The 18,092-nt window shown below is 60.3% G+C and carries 20 protein-coding genes; all 20 read right to left on the bottom strand.

From position 1 onward, the window contains the following. Positions 1 to 69: 69 nt before the first annotated feature. Positions 70 to 1,509, bottom strand: coding sequence for an NADH-quinone oxidoreductase subunit NuoN (gene nuoN, locus SM765_RS00540; RefSeq protein ID WP_065273133.1), 1,440 nt, complete (start codon positions 1,507 to 1,509; stop codon positions 70 to 72). A gap of 14 nt (positions 1,510 to 1,523) precedes the next feature. After that, positions 1,524 to 3,071, bottom strand: a complete 1,548-nt coding sequence (locus SM765_RS00535; protein ID WP_274828799.1) for an NADH-quinone oxidoreductase subunit M — start codon at positions 3,069 to 3,071, stop codon at positions 1,524 to 1,526. Continuing rightward, a complete protein-coding gene (nuoL, locus tag SM765_RS00530; protein ID WP_274836736.1) occupies positions 3,071 to 5,233 on the bottom strand; it encodes an NADH-quinone oxidoreductase subunit L in 2,163 nt (720 codons plus the stop codon). Before nuoL ends, SM765_RS00535 begins: the two co-directional genes overlap by 1 nt. 6 nt (positions 5,234 to 5,239) lie before the next feature. After that, complete coding sequence (nuoK, locus tag SM765_RS00525) at positions 5,240 to 5,545, bottom strand: NADH-quinone oxidoreductase subunit NuoK (protein WP_005624625.1); 306 nt, start codon at positions 5,543 to 5,545, stop codon at positions 5,240 to 5,242. A gap of 4 nt (positions 5,546 to 5,549) precedes the next feature. Then, complete coding sequence (locus SM765_RS00520) at positions 5,550 to 6,152, bottom strand: NADH-quinone oxidoreductase subunit J (RefSeq protein ID WP_065273130.1); 603 nt, start codon at positions 6,150 to 6,152, stop codon at positions 5,550 to 5,552. Further along, positions 6,149 to 6,556 (bottom strand): carboxymuconolactone decarboxylase family protein, encoded by a 408-nt coding sequence (locus tag SM765_RS00515; RefSeq protein ID WP_065273129.1) that lies wholly within the window; start codon positions 6,554 to 6,556, stop codon positions 6,149 to 6,151. Before SM765_RS00515 ends, SM765_RS00520 begins: the two co-directional genes overlap by 4 nt. Before the next feature lie 7 nt (positions 6,557 to 6,563). Further along, a complete protein-coding gene (gene nuoI, locus SM765_RS00510) occupies positions 6,564 to 7,058 on the bottom strand; it encodes an NADH-quinone oxidoreductase subunit NuoI (RefSeq protein ID WP_065273128.1) in 495 nt (164 codons plus the stop codon). A 2-nt stretch (positions 7,059 to 7,060) separates the two neighbouring features. After that, on the bottom strand, positions 7,061 to 8,098 hold the full coding sequence (gene nuoH / locus SM765_RS00505) for an NADH-quinone oxidoreductase subunit NuoH (protein WP_065273127.1): 1,038 nt from the start codon (positions 8,096 to 8,098) through the stop codon (positions 7,061 to 7,063). Positions 8,099 to 8,104: 6 nt separating this feature from the next. Next, entirely contained in the window at positions 8,105 to 8,494 is a 390-nt protein-coding gene (locus SM765_RS00500; protein ID WP_274831825.1) for a YNQ4 family lipoprotein, read from the bottom strand. Beyond that, positions 8,491 to 10,506 carry an NADH-quinone oxidoreductase subunit NuoG gene (gene nuoG, locus SM765_RS00495; RefSeq protein WP_274836735.1) on the bottom strand — a complete coding sequence of 672 codons (2,016 nt, stop codon included), beginning with the start codon at positions 10,504 to 10,506 and terminating at the stop codon, positions 8,491 to 8,493. Before nuoG ends, SM765_RS00500 begins: the two co-directional genes overlap by 4 nt. Before the next feature lie 3 nt (positions 10,507 to 10,509). After that, positions 10,510 to 10,920, bottom strand: coding sequence for a DUF5333 domain-containing protein (locus SM765_RS00490; protein ID WP_274831823.1), 411 nt, complete (start codon positions 10,918 to 10,920; stop codon positions 10,510 to 10,512). A gap of 89 nt (positions 10,921 to 11,009) precedes the next feature. Further along, complete coding sequence (locus tag SM765_RS00485; protein WP_065273123.1) at positions 11,010 to 11,363, bottom strand: hypothetical protein; 354 nt, start codon at positions 11,361 to 11,363, stop codon at positions 11,010 to 11,012. 145 nt (positions 11,364 to 11,508) lie between these two features. Beyond that, entirely contained in the window at positions 11,509 to 12,807 is a 1,299-nt protein-coding gene (gene nuoF, locus SM765_RS00480; protein WP_065273122.1) for an NADH-quinone oxidoreductase subunit NuoF, read from the bottom strand. A 6-nt stretch (positions 12,808 to 12,813) separates the two neighbouring features. Further along, positions 12,814 to 13,041 carry a DUF5337 domain-containing protein gene (locus tag SM765_RS00475; protein WP_065273121.1) on the bottom strand — a complete coding sequence of 76 codons (228 nt, stop codon included), beginning with the start codon at positions 13,039 to 13,041 and terminating at the stop codon, positions 12,814 to 12,816. Between the two features lie 51 nt (positions 13,042 to 13,092). After that, a complete protein-coding gene (locus SM765_RS00470) occupies positions 13,093 to 14,262 on the bottom strand; it encodes an NADH-quinone oxidoreductase subunit E (RefSeq protein WP_274836734.1) in 1,170 nt (389 codons plus the stop codon). Then, positions 14,262 to 15,476 carry an NADH-quinone oxidoreductase subunit D gene (locus SM765_RS00465; RefSeq protein WP_274834452.1) on the bottom strand — a complete coding sequence of 405 codons (1,215 nt, stop codon included), beginning with the start codon at positions 15,474 to 15,476 and terminating at the stop codon, positions 14,262 to 14,264. Before SM765_RS00465 ends, SM765_RS00470 begins: the two co-directional genes overlap by 1 nt. Further along, positions 15,476 to 16,081 carry an NADH-quinone oxidoreductase subunit C gene (locus SM765_RS00460; protein ID WP_274836733.1) on the bottom strand — a complete coding sequence of 202 codons (606 nt, stop codon included), beginning with the start codon at positions 16,079 to 16,081 and terminating at the stop codon, positions 15,476 to 15,478. Before SM765_RS00460 ends, SM765_RS00465 begins: the two co-directional genes overlap by 1 nt. Before the next feature lie 24 nt (positions 16,082 to 16,105). Continuing rightward, positions 16,106 to 16,639, bottom strand: coding sequence for a NuoB/complex I 20 kDa subunit family protein (locus SM765_RS00455; RefSeq protein ID WP_082996117.1), 534 nt, complete (start codon positions 16,637 to 16,639; stop codon positions 16,106 to 16,108). Continuing rightward, positions 16,630 to 16,995 (bottom strand): NADH-quinone oxidoreductase subunit A, encoded by a 366-nt coding sequence (locus SM765_RS00450; RefSeq protein ID WP_065273116.1) that lies wholly within the window; start codon positions 16,993 to 16,995, stop codon positions 16,630 to 16,632. The genes SM765_RS00455 and SM765_RS00450 overlap by 10 nt, the downstream gene beginning before the upstream one ends. 306 nt (positions 16,996 to 17,301) lie before the next feature. Continuing rightward, positions 17,302 to 18,084: a crotonase/enoyl-CoA hydratase family protein gene (locus tag SM765_RS00445; protein WP_274833551.1), complete on the bottom strand. Its 783-nt coding sequence runs from the start codon at positions 18,082 to 18,084 to the stop codon at positions 17,302 to 17,304. Between the last annotated feature and the right edge of the window lie 8 nt (positions 18,085 to 18,092).

The following is an 18,092-nucleotide window of genomic DNA, read 5'->3' as shown; positions in this document are numbered from 1 at the left end:
CGCCTCCACCTTTACGCACAAAAGGCCCGGTCATGCGACCGGGCCTTCCGAGACTGTCTGAACGACAGATCAATTTACAAGCGTTGCGGCGGCAGCCGCTGCTGCCCCGTCGATACCGAACTGGTAGACCACCCCGATCAGCATCAGCGCAGCCGATCCCATCAGCGCCAGTGTCAGCACCGGAGAGCCTTTGATCTCGACCTCACCTTCGCCGGAGCCGAAGTACATGTAGAACACGATACGCAGGTAGTAGAAGGCACCAATAACCGAGGCGACAGCCGAGGCCACAACCAGCCCCATCAGGCCCGCATCAACACCCGCCTGCCACACGCCCAGCTTGGCAAAGAAGCCCAGCATCGGCGGAACACCGGCCAGCGAGAACATCAGGATCAGCACCGCCAGCGCCTTGCCCGGCTCGCGCGATGCGAACTGGTTCAGGGCGTTGATATCGGTGACCGGCGTGCCGTCTTTTTCCAACATCAGGATGAAGGAGAAGGTGCCGATGTTCATAGTGACGTAGATGGCCAGGTAAACCAGCATCGCGGTCACGCCCTGTTCGGTACCTGCTGCCAGACCGATCATCGCATACCCCATGTGTGCAACCGAGGAGAAGGCCATCAGGCGTTTGATGTTGGTCTGTCCAATGGCGGCAATGGCGCCGAGGAACATCGACAGAACCGACAGAACCACGATGACCTGTTGCCAGTCGGTGACCGCACCGCCGAATGCATCATGCAGCACCCGTGCGAACAGACCCATCGCAGCAACCTTGGGCGCCGTGGCAAAGAAGGCGGTAACCGGCGTCGGCGAACCTTCGTAAACGTCCGGGGTCCACATGTGGAACGGAACGGCCGAGACCTTGAACGCCATGCCCGAGATCAGGAAGACGAGGCCGAACAGCATGCCCAGCGACATGTGGTTATGCTCTGCCACCTGAATGATACCGGCGAATTTCGTGGTACCGGCAAAACCGTAGACCAGCGAGGCGCCATAGAGCAGCAGACCGGAAGACAGTGCGCCCAGCACGAAGTACTTGAGGCCCGCTTCGGTCGATTTCACGCTGTCGCGGCGCAGGGCAGCAACCACATAAAGCGCCAGCGATTGCAGCTCTAGCCCCATGTAAAGCGCCATCAGGTCGCCTGCCGACACCATGACCATCATCCCCACGGTGCTGAGCGCAACCAGGATCGGATACTCAAAGGGCAGCATGCCGCGGCGCGACATGTACTCTTGTCCCATCACCAGCACCGCTGCGGCACCGATCAGAACCAGAACCTTGGCAAAGCGGGCAAAGCCATCATCGACGAACATACCGCCGAAGGCCTCGTGCGTGCCATTGCCGCCGGTTGCGATCCAGACCGCCAGGGCGACCATCAGGGCTGCGGTGGACCAGACCAGCGTCGCGGCCAGCTTGTCCTTGCCCGTGTAAACCGCCGCCAGCAGCGCCAGCATTGCGTAAACAGCCAGAATAATCTCTGGCAGGACGACGGAGAGATCAGCTTGGATCATCTGCCTTGGCTCCCTTAGTGCGAAGCAATCTGGGTCGCCGACGAGGTGTCAGCGGCAGCCAGAGAATGGTTGAAATTCGAGATCAGAGCCTCAGTCGACGGGCCGATGATATCGGTGACAAGCGACGGGTAGACGCCCAGCAGGATCGTCATCACCACCAGCGGCGCAAAGATGAACCGCTCGCGGGCATCCATGTCCTTGATGGTCTTGAGGCTCTCCTTGATCAGATCGCCAAAGACCACCCGGCGATAGAGCCACAGTGCATAGCCAGCCGAGAAAATCACGCCGGTGGCAGCAACAGCAGCCACCCAGGTGTTTTTCTGGAAAGTGCCCATCAGGGTCAGGAATTCACCGATGAAGCCCGAAGTGCCCGGCAGGCCGACGTTGCCCATGGTGAAGAACATGAAGACCAGCGCATAGGCAGGCATCCGGATGACAAGGCCGCCGTAGGCGTCAATGTCACGGGTGTGCATACGGTCGTAGATCACGCCAACGCAAAGGAACAGCGCAGCCGAGATGAAACCGTGGCTCAGCATCTGGAAGATCGCACCGTCTACGCCCTGCTGGTTGGCCGCAAAGATACCCATGGTCACAAAACCCATGTGCGCAACCGAGGAATAGGCGATCAGCTTCTTCATGTCCTCCTGCACCATCGCCACCAGCGAGGTATAGACAACCGCGATGGCGGACATCCAGAGCACCAGATCAGTCATCACGTCCGATCCGACCGGGAACATCGGCAGGGAGAAGCGCAGGAAGCCGTAGCCGCCCATCTTCAGCATGATCGCCGCCAGAACCACAGAACCGGCCGTCGGCGCCTGAACGTGCGCATCGGGGAGCCAGGTGTGTACCGGCCACATCGGCATCTTCACCGCGAAGGAGGCGAAGAAGGCCAGGAACATCAGCGTCTGCATGCCGCCCACCACATGGATACCCAGCACGTCAAAGCTCGCGGCCGAGAAGCTGTGGGTCAGCAGGGTCTCGATGTCGGTGGTGCCCGCGTCAGCGTACATCGCCACCATGGCCACCAGCATCAGGACCGAACCGAAGAAGGTGTAGAGGAAGAACTTGAAGGAGGCGTAGATACGCTCCTTGCCGCCCCAGATACCGATGATCAGGAACATCGGGATCAGGCCCGCTTCGAAGAACAGGTAGAAGAGTACCAGATCCAGCGCCATGAAGACGCCCAGCATCAGGGTTTCAAGCAGCAGGAAGGCCACCATATATTCCTTGACGCGGACCGTGACATTCCAGCTGGCCAGAATGGTCAGCGGCATCACGAATGTGGTCAGCAGCACGAAGAGCACCGAGATACCGTCGACACCCATCTTGTACTTCAGACCAAAGATCCAGTCGGCCTCTTCCACGAACTGGAAGCCCGTGTTGGTGGCATCAAAGTTCACATAGATATAGAGCGACGCCAGGAAGGTGATCGTTGTCGCCAGAAGCGCGATCCATTTGGCGTTGCGCTGACCCGCTTCATCCTCTCCCCGGAGCAACAGGGCCATCAGGCCCGCTGCAAATGCCGGGATAAAGGTGATAATAGAAAGGATGTTGTCCATCAGTGCGCTCCTCCGCCGATCGACATCCAGGTGACAAGGGCGGCAATGCCCAGCACCATCCAAAAGGCATAGGTAAAGATGAAGCCGGACTGGGCCCGGCCAGCGAGACGGGTGAAGAAGGGCACGATGCCCAAGGCCACACCGTTCAGGAAACCGTCAACCGTCTTGCCGTCGCCCTTCTTCCAGAAGAAGCGGCCGATCGCCAGGGCGGGTTTGACAAAGATCGCATCGTACAGCTCGTCAAAGTACCACTTGTTCAGGAGGAACAGGTACAGCGGACGCTGCTGTTCGGCCAGACGTGCGGGGAGCGAGGGGTTCCAGATGTAGAACCACAGCGCCAGGATCAGCCCGCCCAGCATCGCAAAGAAGGGCGCGGTCTTGACCTGCCACGGTGCCGCGTGGGCATCGTCCAGGACATGGTTATCCGGCGCGATGTACAGAGCACCCTCACCCGGCTCACCAGCAAAGACGTAGTGATGTCCACCAGCGGCTTCACCATGACCTTCATCTGCGGCGCCGTGTCCATCAGCGGCTTCGCCGTGAGCAGCCTCCTCGTCACCGCCTTCGGCGTCATGAAGCATACCGCCATGCTGATCCGGACCCAGCTTAATTTGGCCGTCCGCGCCAGCTTCGGCCACCGGGATTCCGTAGAACTTGCCCACCTGATCGGCGTGACCAAAGAAGCTGTTGTACCAGATCATACCGGAGAACACCGCACCCAGGGCCAAGACGCCCAGCGGGATCAGCATGACCATCGGGCTTTCATGCGCGTGATCATGGGTGTGCTTGTCGCCACGCGGCTTGCCATAGAAAGTCAGGAAGATCAGGCGCCAGCTGTAGAAGGAGGTCATCGCAGCAGCGATTACCAGCAGCCAGAAGCCATACATGGATCCACCTGCATAGGCGCTTTCGATGATCGCATCCTTGGACAGGAAGCCAGCGAAACCGAAGTGGGTCAGCGGAATACCAACACCGGTGATGGCCAGCGTACCGATCATCATCGCAGCAAAGGTATAGGGGATCTTTTTGCGCAGACCACCGTAGTTCGTCATGTCTTGTTCATGGTGCATTGCGTGGATCACGGAGCCCGCGCCAAGGAACAGCATGGCCTTGAAGAAGGCGTGGGTGAACAGGTGGAACATCGCTGCCGAATACATGCCCACACCCGCGGCCACGAACATGTAGCCAAGCTGCGAACAGGTAGAATAGGCGATGACGCGTTTGATATCGGTCTGAACCAGACCCACGGTGGCGGCAAAGAAGGCCGTCGTGGCGCCCAGTACGGTGATGAACATGGTCGCCTGCGGCGCCACTTCCATCAGCGGCGACATGCGGCAGACGAGGAATACACCAGCGGTTACCATGGTCGCGGCGTGGATCAGGGCCGACACCGGGGTCGGGCCTTCCATCGCGTCTGGCAGCCAGGTGTGCAGGATCAGCTGCGCCGATTTACCCATGGCACCGATGAACAGCAGGATCGCGATCAGGTTTGCCGCGTTCCACTCGCCCCAGAGAAAGCTGAGCTGTGTTTCGGCAATCTCGGGCGTGGCCGCGAAGATGTCGTTAAAGCTGATGCTATCGGTCAGGAAGAACAGACCAAAGATACCCAACGCAAAGCCGAAGTCACCGACACGGTTGACGATGAAGGCTTTCATCGCAGCGGCATTGGCCGAAGGCTTGCGGTAGTAGAAACCGATCAGAAGGTAAGAGGCAACGCCGACGCCTTCCCAGCCAAAGAACATCTGAACCAGGTTGTCCGAGGTCACCAGCATCAGCATCGCGAAGGTGAAGAAGGACAGGTAGGCAAAGAAGCGCGGCTTGTAGCTTTCGCCGTCTTTCCACTGCGGGTCATGGGCCATGTAGCCGAAGGAGTAGAGGTGCACGAGGCTGGAGACCGTGGTCACCACGATCAGCATGATCGCAGTCAGCCGGTCCAGCCGGATGCCCCAGGAGGTCGAAAGCGAGCCGCTTTCGATCCAGCGCATGATTTCGATGTGCTGCGTGGTCCCGTCAAAGGACAGGAAGGTGATCCAGGACAGGATCGCCGAGAAGAACAGCAGGCCCGTCGCCGTGATGGTGGCGGCCTTTTCGCCGATGAACTTCCAGCCAAAGCCGCAGATCACCGCCCCGACCAGCGGGGCAAAGAGAAGGATGGTTTCCATGACGCTTTAGCCCTTCATCACGTTGATGTCTTCCACGGCGATGGTGCCGCGGTTGCGGAAGAAGCAAACCAGGATCGCCAAGCCAATGGCGGCCTCAGCGGCGGCCACGGTCAGCACGAACAGGGTAAAGACCTGCCCCACCAGATCCCCAAGGAAGCTGGAGAAGGCCACAAGGTTGATGTTCACTGCCAACAGCATCAATTCGATGCTCATCAGCAGGATGATCACGTTCTTGCGGTTCAGGAACAGTCCGAAGATGCCGATGACGAACAGTGTCGCCGCGACGGTGAGATAATGTTCAAGTCCGATCATTGCCTTACAGCCCCTGCCCCGGTTTGATGTCCTTGAGTTCCATCGCCTTGGCCGGGTCACGCATCATCTGTGCGACGATGTCCTGACGCTTCACGTCCTTGCGATGGCGCAGAGTCAGCACGATGGCGCCGATCATGGCCACCAGCAGGATCAGGCCCGCCAGCTGGAACAGAAGGAAATATTGGTCATAAATGATGAGGCCAAGCGCCTCGGTGTTGTGGGTATCCGTCGGTGTCGGCTGCGCCAGCAGCTCGGACGCCAGCGGCGCGCTTTCCCAGGCGCCATAGGCCATGACGAACTGCATCAGGATGACAAGACCGATCAGCAGCGCGACCGGCATGTACCTTGCCATTTCCGCTTTCAGCTCGGCGAAATCCACATCCAGCATCATCACCACGAAGAGGAACAGAACAGCGACCGCCCCCACGTAGACGATGACCAGCAGCATGGCGACGAACTCCGCCCCCAGCAGCACGAACAACCCGGCCGAGGAAATAAAGGCCAGGATCAGCCACAGCACCGAGTGTACCGGCTGGCGACTGATCACAGTGAACAGCCCGCCGGTGATGGCGCTGATGGCGAAGAGGTAGAAGGCAAAAACGCTCATGTCTCATCGTCCCTTTTGTCGTCCAGGACCTCCTGCGCCAGCTCGAGCGCGCGGGTCATGGCCGGAATGCCGGCAAAGACCGACATCTGTCCGATCGTTTCAACGATCTCTTGTTTCTTCGCGCCCGCCTCCAAAGCGTGGCGCACGGTCTGGCGCACGGCGGTATCCGCCTGCGCGCCCTGCATGGTCAGCCCGGCCAGCGTCAGAAGCAGCCGGGTCTTGGCGTCCAGACCGTCCTTGTTGACGGTCCTGCCGAACATCAGTTCCATCGCCTCTTTGGGCATGGTCGGCCAAAGCGCCTCGAACCCCTTGGGCGAGAAATGCTCAAGGCCGGGATTGAGAGCCCGGGCCATCTCGTGGGCCTGGGCCATCATGGCCTCAAAGGGGTTCTTGGTTTCGCTCATCTCTCATTCACCGGTACGGGGCGTCGATTTCCAGGTTCCGGGCGATCTCGGCTTCCCAGCGCTCCCCGTTCGAAAGCAGCTTTTCCTTGTCGTAGAAAAGCTCTTCGCGGGTTTCGGTGGCGAATTCGAAATTCGGCCCTTCCACGATGGCATCCACCGGGCAGGCTTCCTGACAGAAACCGCAGTAGATGCATTTGGTCATGTCGATGTCGTAACGCGTGGTGCGGCGGCTGCCGTCTTCACGCGGTTCGGCATCGATGGTGATCGCCTGCGCGGGGCAAACCGCCTCGCAGAGTTTGCAGGCAATGCAACGTTCTTCGCCGTTGGGGTAACGGCGAAGGGCGTGCTCACCGCGGAAACGGGGCGACAGCGGCCCCTTTTCGTGCGGGTAGTTGAGGGTGGCCTTGGGCGCGAAGAAGTACTTCAGGCCCAGTTTCATGCCTTGCCAGAAATCCTGCAGCAGGAAGTATTTGGCGGCGCGGGTGTAATCGATCTGCGTCATGATCAGCCCCCTGTTGTCCAGCGTGCGAAGGCACCCCAGAACCAGTCGAATTTTGCAGCGAAGGAGACAAAGACCACCCAGACCAGCGAGAAGGGAAGGAAAACCTTCCAGCCAAGGCGCATCAGCTGGTCATAGCGGTAGCGCGGGGTGATCGCCTTTACCATCGCAAAGAGGAAGAAGAAGAAGGCCATCTTGCCAACCATCCAAAGGACGCCATCAGGCAGACCCGGGATCGGGGAAAGCCAGCCGCCAAAGAACAGCAGCGTGGTCAGCGCGCACATCAGGAAGATGGCGATATATTCACCGGCCATGAACAAGAGGAACGGCGTGGCCGAATATTCAACCTGATAACCCGCAACCAGTTCGGATTCCGCTTCGGGAAGGTCGAACGGCGGGCGGTTGGTTTCAGCCAGGGCCGAGATGAAGAACAGGAAGACCATCGGGAAGTGCGGCAGCCAGTACCAGTTGAACAGGCCTGCGTTGCCATCCTGTGCACGCACGATTTCGCTGAAGTTCATCGAACCGGTCGAGATGATCACACCAACGATGATCAGGCCAATCGACACCTCGTAGGAGATCATCTGCGCGGCAGAGCGCAGGGAGCCAAGGAACGGATATTTCGAGTTCGAGGCCCAGCCGCCCATGATGACGCCGTAAACCTCAAGGCTGGACACCGCGAAGACATACAGGATCGCCACGTTGATATCCGAAAGGACCCAGCCATCGTTGAACGGGATCACCGCCCAGGCGATCATCGCCAGCACGAAGGATGTCAGCGGCGCCAGAATGAAGACGCTGCGGTCCGCCCCCGCCGGAATGACTACCTCTTTGACGACGTACTTCAACGCGTCGGCCACCGATTGCAGCAGGCCGTAGACGCCCACCACGTTGGGGCCCCGGCGCATCTGCACCGCCGCCCAGATCTTGCGATCCCCGTAGACGAGGAACAAAAGCGAAATCATGACAAAGGCAACAACTGCAAGCACTTGCGCCAGTATCAGAATGGCGATGCCGCCTGGGGTGTTAAAGAATTCAGCCATAGGTCCTCACACCGTGGGTATTCCGTTTGCCTCACAGTCGGCGACCACGACTTCAGCGTCGATGGTGCGCAGACCGCGCGGGAGGGAGGGCGAGATGGTGTAGACAGCATCTGCAGTCTGAACGCCACCCTCTTGTTTCATTTTTGTGCGCACGTGACGCGCGAAGCCGTAGCCCCGGATCAGCGCATATTGCGCGGCCGCACATTCGGCATAGTCATCCAGGTCCGCCTCGGAGCGGGCACCGGACATAGCAACGTTGAAACGCACCAGATCGCCGTTCAGCAGGCTGGTCTCGACCCCTTTGTATTCAGGGGTGGACCCGTCTGCCACGCCGGTACCGGGCACCTGCGCGCAGGCCCCCAGCAGCAAGGACGATATGAGCGCCGCGCGGATCACTCGGCCGCGATCTTGTCTGTCTTGCGGGCTTTTGCTGCGGCCGAGAGTTCGGCCATCAGCTGCGATGCACGTGCAATCGGGTTGGTCAGGTAGAAGTCCTTCACCGCAGGCAGGAAGTCGGCCTTGCCCAGCGGTTCGCCTTCGAGCGCGGCAACCTCGTTTTCGATAACCTCACCCACTTTCGCCAGATGCGGAACTTCGCCGACCATCGCCTGACGCAGCTGCGCCAGCGAGTCGTAGGGCAGTTTCGCGTCCAGCTCAGCGCTCAGCGCGCGCAGGATGGCCCAGTTTTCCTTCGCCTCGCCCGGTGCGAACCCAGCGCGGAAGGTCAGCTGCGGCCGACCTTCGGTATTGACGAAAAGACCGTTTTCTTCGGTATAGGCTGCGCCCGGCAGGATCACGTCGGCGCGGTGTGCGCCGCGGTCACCGTGGCTGCCCTGATAGACAACGAAGGCACCCGGATCGATTTCGACTTCATCCGCCCCCAGGTTGTAGATCACCTCGGCGCCATCGATGGCTGCGGCCATGCCGCCTTCGGTCACGGCGCCGATGTCCATCGCGCCAACACGGGCTGCGGCGGTGTGCAGTACCAGAACCTTGGCGCCGGATTTGGCGGCGAGCTCCTGAACCTTGGCCATCACGGCCAGACCGTCCGCCTCACGCAGGGCGCCCTGCCCCACGATGATGACCGGCGCCTTATCCGCAATGTCATGGGCGTTTGCCACAGCAGCGTCCAACGCAGCGCGGTCGGTGCCGATGTGTTCGTAATCATAGGTCAGATCCGCAGCGGCGCCGATCAGCCCCACATTGGCACCCTTCAGCCAGGCCTTGCGGATACGGGCGTTCAGAACCGGCGCTTCGTCGCGCGGGTTGGTGCCGACCAGCAGGATCGCCTGCGCCGCGTCGATATCCTCAATCGCCGCAGTGCCCACATAGGCCGAACGGTTTCCGATGGCGAGGCGCGCATTGTCGGTGCGGCATTCCACCGAACCGCCCAGACCTTCGATGAGTTGTTTCAGAGCAAAGGCCGCCTCGACCGGCACCAGATCGCCGATCAGACCGGCAACTTTCTTGCCCTTCATTGCAGTTGCCACGGCGTCCAGCGCCTCGGGCCATGTGGCGGGGCGCAGTTTGCCATCAACACGCACATAGGGCTTGTCCAGACGCTGGCGACGCAGACCGTCCCAGACGAACCGGGTCTTGTCCGAAATCCACTCTTCGTTCACGCCGTCGTGGTTGCGCGGCAGGATCCGCATCACTTCGCGACCCTTGGTGTCCACGCGGATGTTGGAGCCAAGCGCGTCCATCACGTCGATGGTTTCGGTCTTGGTCAACTCCCACGGGCGCGCGGTGAACGCATAGGGTTTCGAGGTCAGCGCGCCAACCGGGCAAAGGTCGATGATGTTGCCCTGCAGGTTCGAATCCAGCGTCTCGTTCAGATAGGAGGTGATCTCCGAATCCTCGCCGCGCCCGGTCTGGCCCATCTGGCTGATGCCCGCGACCTCGGTGGTGAAACGCACGCAGCGTGTGCAGGAAATGCAGCGGGTCATGGCGGTGCCGACCAGCGGACCCAGATCCAGATCATCGACTGCACGCTTCGCTTCGCGGAAGCGGGAGAAGTCGACGCCATAGGCCATCGCCTGATCCTGCAGGTCGCATTCGCCGCCCTGGTCACAGATCGGGCAATCAAGCGGGTGGTTGATCAGGAGGAACTCCATCACACCTTCGCGCGCCTTCTTCACCATCGGTGAATTGGTTTTTACCACCGGTGCCTGACCCTCGGGGCCGGGGCGCAGATCGCGGACCTGCATGGCGCAGGAGGCTGCGGGCTTGGGCGGGCCGCCAACGACTTCGACCAGGCACATACGGCAGTTGCCGGCGATGGACAGGCGTTCGTGATAGCAGAAACGCGGGATCTCTACCCCGGCCTCCTCGCACGCCTGGATCAGGGTCATGGCCCCGTCCACCTCAATCTCGGTTCCGTCAATGTTGATCTTGCGGAGGTCAGACATGGTCTATTTCGCCCTCAGTAAAACGCCGATCGCGCTGTTGTTCTTGATTTCCATACGTCCGAACGCACAGAAGGATTCCGGTTTTCCGTATGAGACGCCACGGCTTGCAAACAGCGTCTCTCCCTTTGCCCGCATCCGGGCCTTTTCCGTGTCCGAGCCGATGTAGGCGCGGATTTCAGTGTCCGAATAGCCAAGGTCATTGGCCCGCGCGCGCAGGCGTCGCAACTCTCCGACGCCCTTCCAGAATCGCGCACTCAGGCTGTCGCAGTGATCGGCGATCTCTTTGGCGACAGCGACGGCAAACAGCGGTTCTTCGATTTCCGCGACCGAGCGCAGCGGCGGCTTCGCCAGCAGCGACGATGGCACCAGCGCCAGCGCGACAGCGGACACAAATGACAGAACAACCCGTTTCACATGACTCTCCTTCTTTGCGGAGCGCCAATGGAACGGGGAGCTTGCGTCGTTATGCAATAACGCCGGGCCAGGATATGAGGCCATACCGATCACGTGTCGCAGGTCCCGTGGAAAATCGCGGTATCGCCATCAAGGCGCAACTCGGCCTCGGGGTCGTAGGGATCCACGTCCCAGATGATGTCGGAAGTGCCGTAACCGGCTTCACTCAGGCAATAGGTGACGCCAGCGTGATGCGCAGCCATACGCGCGCCCTTGAAGGATTGCGACGCCTTGGAGACCTCGACACGGAAATCGGCCCGCGTGACCTTCTTGTCCACCGGTTTGGCCTTCGCCTTGAACGCTACGCCATCATAAAGCGTGCGGTCGCTGAAGGAACTGCCACAGCCAGCAAGAACTGCCGCCGACAGCAACAGGACACCTGCGGATTTCAGTTTCCGGTTCATCGTGCCCCCTCCCCGTCGCAACTGCACAGACCCAATGCCCCCAGACAAAGCACAGCCGCCCGGGCAGAAGCGTCTGCCTGGCCGGATGTCATTGTGAGGGTAAAATTGCTCATCATGGGATCTGCTATCTGCCTGTCTTTTATTATTATTCAGCCGCCATCGCGCCCATGCGGCCCGACTTTTGCGCCTTGATGCGGTCTTCGATCTCTTCGCGGAAGTTGCGGATCAGGCCCTGGATCGGCCATGCAGCCGCGTCGCCAAGGGCGCAGATGGTGTGGCCTTCAACTTGCTTGGTCACATCCCACAGCATGTCGATTTCTTCCGGTTCCGCCTGGCCTTTGACCAGACGATCCATCACGCGCATCATCCAGCCGGTGCCTTCACGGCAGGGTGTACACTGGCCGCAGCTTTCGTGCTTGTAGAATTTGGACAGACGCCAGATCGCCTTGATGATGTCGGTCTGCTTGTCCATCACGATGACCGCCGCAGTGCCAAGGCCGGAACCCAGCTCACCGCGCAGGTAATCAAAATCCATGATCGCATCGCGCATGTTTTCACCGCGCACACAAGGCACCGAGGAACCACCCGGGATCACCGCCAGCAAATTGTCCCAGCCGCCGCGAATGCCGCCGCAATGCTTTTCGATCAGTTCCTCAAAGGAGATCGACATCGCCTCTTCGACAACGCAGGGGTTGTTGACGTGGCCCGAGATCGCGAACAGCTTGGTGCCCGCGTTGTTGGGGCGGCCAAAGCCTGCGAACCACTCGGCGCCACGGCGCAGGATGGTCGGAACAACCGCGATGGATTCGACGTTGTTCACCGTGGTCGGGCAGCCATAAAGACCCGCGCCCGCCGGGAACGGCGGCTTCATGCGGGGCATGCCTTTCTTGCCTTCAAGGCTTTCGATCAGGGCGGTTTCCTCGCCGCAGATATAGGCCCCCGCCCCGTGGTGCAGGAAGACGTCAAAGTCCCAGCCGGATCCGGCCGCGTTCTTGCCCAGAAGGCCCTTGTCGTAGCATTCGTCGATGGCCGCCTGCAGGGCCTCGCGCTCGCGGATGTATTCGCCGCGTAGGTAGATGTAGCAGGTGTGGGCGTTCATCGCGAAAGAGGCAATCAGCGCACCTTCGATCAGCGTATGCGGATCGTGGCGCATGATTTCGCGGTCTTTACAGGTGCCAGGCTCGGATTCATCCGCATTGATCACCAGATAGGCCGGGCGACCATCGCTTTCCTTGGGCATGAAGGACCACTTGAGGCCAGTGGGGAAGCCCGCACCGCCACGGCCACGCAGACCGGAGTCCTTCATGGTCTGGATGATCCAGTCCCGCCCCTTTTCGATCAGACCGGCGGTGCCATCCCAGTGGCCGCGCGCCTGAGCGCCTTTGAGCGTCCGCTCATGCATACCGTACAGGTTGGTAAAGATCCGGTCCTGGTCCTTCAGCATGTCTGCCTACCTTTGGTTGTCCTGACGCATGCGCCAGAGTTGAACGATGTTGACCCCTGCATAGATCATCCCCGCCAGCGCGAGAAAATCGAACAGAAGCGCGTAACGGCCCGGCAATCCCATCGCCGGACCAATGATCAGGGACAAAGCGAGCCATGCCAGCATGGTTCCGGCAATCACCAGGGCGATATGGCGCCCCTTGGCTGCGATGGCTTTGTCCTGTTCAGCGCTCATTGGGTCCCAATGTCTGCTCCCCCGCCCCCGGTATCAGAGGCGGAAGACGGGTTAATCTTCGTAACGGCCGTCGTCCTTGGCCTTCTTTGCGAACTCGGTCTCTTCACCGGCAGCCAGCTGTTTGGATTGCTCGATCCAACCATCGCGTTCGATGCGGCCCTTGAACTTGAGGCGGCTGTCGACCCATGCGATTTCGGCCTCGGTCCATTTCGCGATCTGGTCAAAGTGGAAGAAGCCGAGTTCATTCAGCGTCTCTTCCAGCTTGGGACCAACGCCTTTCAGCATCTTCAGATCGTCGGCCTTGCCACCGCGGGCTTCGCTCAGCGTCTCAGGCGCGCTTTCTTCAACCGATTTGGCGGCTGCCCCTTCGGGCGATGCAGGCTCAGCGGCTTTCTTGGCCGGAGCTTTCTTCGGTGCGGGCTTAGCCTCGGCAGCCTGTTTGGCAGCCGGTTTAGCCGCTTCGGGCGCCTTCGGAGGCTGACCTTCGGCAGCGCGGCCAGCGACGACGCCGTCCTTGCCAACCCAAGGGGTCAAGATCGGAACTTCATCGCCCTGAATGCGCTTGACGCTGTCGCCCAGATCCACGGCCAGCTGCACAGAGGCGTTATACTGCGTCTTGCCACTGTCGTATTCGGTGAGCGACGTCAGGCCCGATTTCGGCTCGGCCGCGTAACGCCCGTTCTGCGGCCCAGGAACAACCGGATTGCCTGCTGCCAGATCATCGAGGATCTTGGTGAAGCTTTCGGTGGTAAGATCCTCGAAGTAATCCTTGCCGATCTGCGCCATCGGCGCGTTCGTGCAGGACCCGAGGCATTCCACCTCTTCCCAGGAGAACTTGCCATCGGCAGACACGGTGTGCGGCTTCGGCGCGATCTTTTCCTTGCAGACTGCGATCAGATCCTCGGCGCCGCAGATCATGCAGGAAGTGGTGCCACAGACCTGCACGTGGGCAACGGATCCGGTCGGGACCAGCTGGAACATGAAGTAAAAGGAGGCAACTTCAAGAACGCGGATATAGGCCATGCCCAGCATATCCGCGATATATTCAATCGCGGGCTTGGTGACCCAGCCTTCCTGCTCCTGGGCACGCCACAGCAGCGGAATAACCGCAGAGGCCTGACGCCCCTCGGGGTATTTGGTGAGTTGCGCTTCGGCCCACTTCTGGTTGTCGGGCGTGAAGGCAAAGCTTTCGGGTTGTTCGGAATGCAGACGACGAAGCATTAGCGGTCAATCTCTCCAAATACGACGTCCATGGTGCCGATGATGGCAGCCACGTCGGCAAGTTGGTGACCCTTGGCCACATGGTCCATGGCTTGCAGGTGCAGGAAGCCCGGCGCGCGCAGCTTGGCGCGGTAGGGTTTGTTGCTCCCGTCCGCCACAAGATAGACGCCGAATTCGCCCTTGGGCGCCTCGACAGCGGCGTAGACTTCGCCCTCGGGCACGTGGAACCCTTCGGTGTAAAGCTTGAAGTGGTGGATCAGGCTTTCCATCGAGGTTTTCATGTCGCCGCGCTTCGGCGGGGTCAGCTTGCCACGGGCCAGCACATCGCCGGTGGCTTCGCGCAGCTTGTGGATGGCCTGACGAATGATCGACAGCGACTGGCGCATCTCCTCCATACGGACGAGGTAGCGATCATAACAGTCGCCATTCTTACCGACAGGGATCTGGAACTCGAACTCGTCATAGCATTCATAGGGCTGCGCACGGCGCAGGTCCCATGCAAGGCCGGAACCGCGTACCATGACGCCGGAGAAACCATAGTCCTGGATCTCCTGCTCGTTCACCACACCAATGTCGCAGTTACGCTGCTTGAAAATGCGGTTTTCGGTCAGAAGCCCGTCGATATCAGCCAGAACTTTGGGGAATTCGATCGCCCATTCCTCGATATCGTCGATCAGTTCATCCGGCAGATCCTGATGCACACCGCCGGGACGGAAATACGCCGCGTGAAGGCGGGCACCGCAGGCGCGCTCGTAGAAGATCATCAGCTTCTCGCGCTCTTCAAAGCCCCAAAGCGGCGGGGTAAGCGCACCAACGTCCATCGCCTGTGTGGTGACGTTCAAGAGGTGGTTCAGGATGCGGCCGATTTCCGAGTAGAGCACCCGGATCAGAGAGGCGCGGCGGGGAACTTCGACACCGCAGAGCTTTTCTATGGCCAGACACCATGCGTGTTCCTGGTTCATCGGCGCCACATAGTCGAGGCGGTCGAAATACGGCAGGTTCTGCAGGTAGGTGCGGCTTTCCATCAGCTTTTCGGTGCCACGGTGCAACAGGCCGATGTGCGGGTCGCAGCGTTCAACGATCTCGCCGTCCAGCTCCAGCACCAGACGCAGCACGCCGTGCGCCGCCGGGTGCTGCGGACCGAAGTTGATGTTGAAGTTGCGGATCTTCTGTTCGCCCGTCAGGGCGTCTTCGAAACCTTTGGAGCCGTCCATCATTTCGCCCCCTCTTTTTCATCGCCGGGCAGGATGTATTCGGCACCCTCCCACGGGGACATGAAGTCAAACTGGCGGTATTCCTGAACCAGGCTTACGGGTTCGTAGACCACGCGCTTCTGCGCCTCGTCATAGCGGACCTCGGTATAGCCGGTGGTCGGGAAATCCTTGCGCAGCGGATGGCCGCGGAAGCCATAGTCCGTCAGGATCCGGCGCAGGTCGGGGTGACCGGTGAACAGGATCCCGAACATGTCGAAGACCTCGCGCTCGAACCAGTTGGCCGAGGGGTGCAGATCGACAATCGAGGGAACCATTTCATCTTCGCGTACGGAAACCCGTAGGCGGATACGCTGGTTCTGGTACATCGACAGGAAGTGATAGACCACGTCGAACCGCTTGGTCCGCTCGGGGTAATCGACTGCCGTAATATCGACCAGGGTGGAAAACTTGCAGGTCGCATCCGCTTTCAGAAAGTCGACCAGCGCCGCGATATTCGCAGGTGCCACGTCCACGTTCAGCTCACCATGGCACACATCCCAGGACAGCACGCATTCGGGGCGCTTGGCCGCGATTTGGGTCCCGAGCTCGTTCAGTGCTTCAGTCATCATCAATTCTCCAACCAAAGCCGATCAGCGGACCAGGGTGCCGGTGCGGCGGATTTTGCGCTGCAGCTGCATCAGACCATAGAGCAGAGCCTCTGCGGTCGGCGGGCAGCCGGGCACATAGACGTCAACCGGAACGATGCGGTCGCAACCGCGCACAACCGAGTAGCTGTAGTGATAGTAACCACCACCGTTGGCACAGGATCCCATCGAGATCACGTAACGCGGTTCGGGCATCTGATCGTAGACCTTGCGCAGTGCCGGGGCCATCTTGTTGGTCAGCGTGCCCGCGACGATCATCACATCCGACTGACGCGGAGAGGCGCGCGGCGCGATTCCGAAGCGTTCGGCGTCGTAGCGCGGCATCGAGGTGTGCATCATTTCAACGGCGCAGCAGGCCAGACCAAAGGTCATCCAGTGCAGCGACCCGGTGCGGGCCCAGTTGATGATGTCCTCAGCCGAGGTCAGCAGGAAGCCTTTGTCCTGCAGTTCGGCGTTCAGGGCCTGGGTGACGACTTCCTTGTCGACGCCCGCCGTATTGGCTCCGGTCATCACTCCCATTCCAGGGCCCCCTTCTTCCATTCATAGGCAAAGCCGGCTGTCAGCACGCCCAGGAACACCATCATCGACCAGAAGCCTGCGTCGCTCATGTCCTTGAAGCCGACGGCCCAGGGAAACAGGAAGGCGATTTCCAGATCGAAAATGATGAACAGAATCGACACCAGGTAAAAGCGCACATCGAATTTCATACGGGCGTCATCGAAGGCGTTGAAACCACATTCGTAAGCACTTACTTTTTCCGGGTCGGGATTGCGTACGGCGAGCACAACTGCTGCCAGAATAAGAACAATTCCAAGGCCGATAGCGACGGCCAGAAACACCAGGATCGGGAGGTATTCCCGCAACATCTCTTCCACGAGTGGCTCCTTTCCGCGCGCGCGGATTCTCGCGCGCCGTCAATTGGCGTGTTGACTTGGGGCCGTGTCTACTCCCCTGCCCCCCGACCGTCAACACAGGCATTTGGTTTGGCTAAAGCTTCCTTTAACAGCGCGGCGTGGGCACATCACATGGCCCGCAAACGCATATAAATATGCATATTTTTCTATGTATAAGAAAAGAACAGCGCGCCCAAAATTTGGGCGCGCCTGAGGGAAATACTCGGTCTTTGGCAAGGCCGCGAAACCGCCTTTAAACCCGTGTCTGAGGCCCCTCGCAGACCCGTTTCAGACCTGCCAGCTGGGTTTGCGTTTGTCGAAAAACGCCGCGATGCCCTCGGAGGCTTCGCCGCCTTCCCAGCGGTCAACCAGCGCCTTGATGGTGTGGTCGATGGTGGCGTCGTCCAGACGCGGACCCAGATCGCGGGTCAGTTTTTTCGCTGCGGCGACCGCGCCCGGGGCGCAGGCCATGTAGGGGGCGACCTCTGCCTCGACCGTTTCGGCCAGTTGATCGGCCGGAACGATTCTGGCGAGCAGCCCCAGATCGACCGCCTCGGCCGCGCCAAACAGACGGGCCGACATGAAGACACGGCGCGCGCGCGCTTCGCCCATGCGGGCAATCACATAGGGGCCGATGGTGGCCGGGATCAGGCCCAGTTTGGTTTCCGTCAGCCCCATCTTCAGATGATCGACACCAATCGCCACGTCACAGACTGAGGCCATGCCAACACCGCCACCAAAGGCATTGCCCTGAATGGCCCCGATCAACGGTTTAGGCAGGGTGTTGAGCAGCATCAGCATTTCCGCCAGCACCCGCGCCTCTTTCGCGCGGGTTTCCGCATCGGCCGTCATCTGCGCCTGCATCCAGCCAAGATCGCCGCCCGCGCAAAAGCTTTTGCCTGCGCCGGTCAGCACCACGACCCGCACCTTGTCATCAGCGGCAAGGTCCTGTGCGGCCTGTTTCAGCTCCAGCAGCATCTCACCAGACATGGCGTTATGCTTCTCGGGCCGGTTCAGGGTCAGGGTCGCCACGCCGCGCGCATCGGTCTCAAGGGTAATCGTATTGAACATCGTATCGC

Origin of the sequence: Pseudophaeobacter sp. 1A09344, assembly GCF_041008745.1 — a bacterium.
GTDB classification, from domain to species: Bacteria; Pseudomonadota; Alphaproteobacteria; order Rhodobacterales; family Rhodobacteraceae; genus Phycobacter; species Phycobacter gallaeciensis_A.
This window is presented reverse-complemented; position numbering and strand designations above follow the sequence as displayed.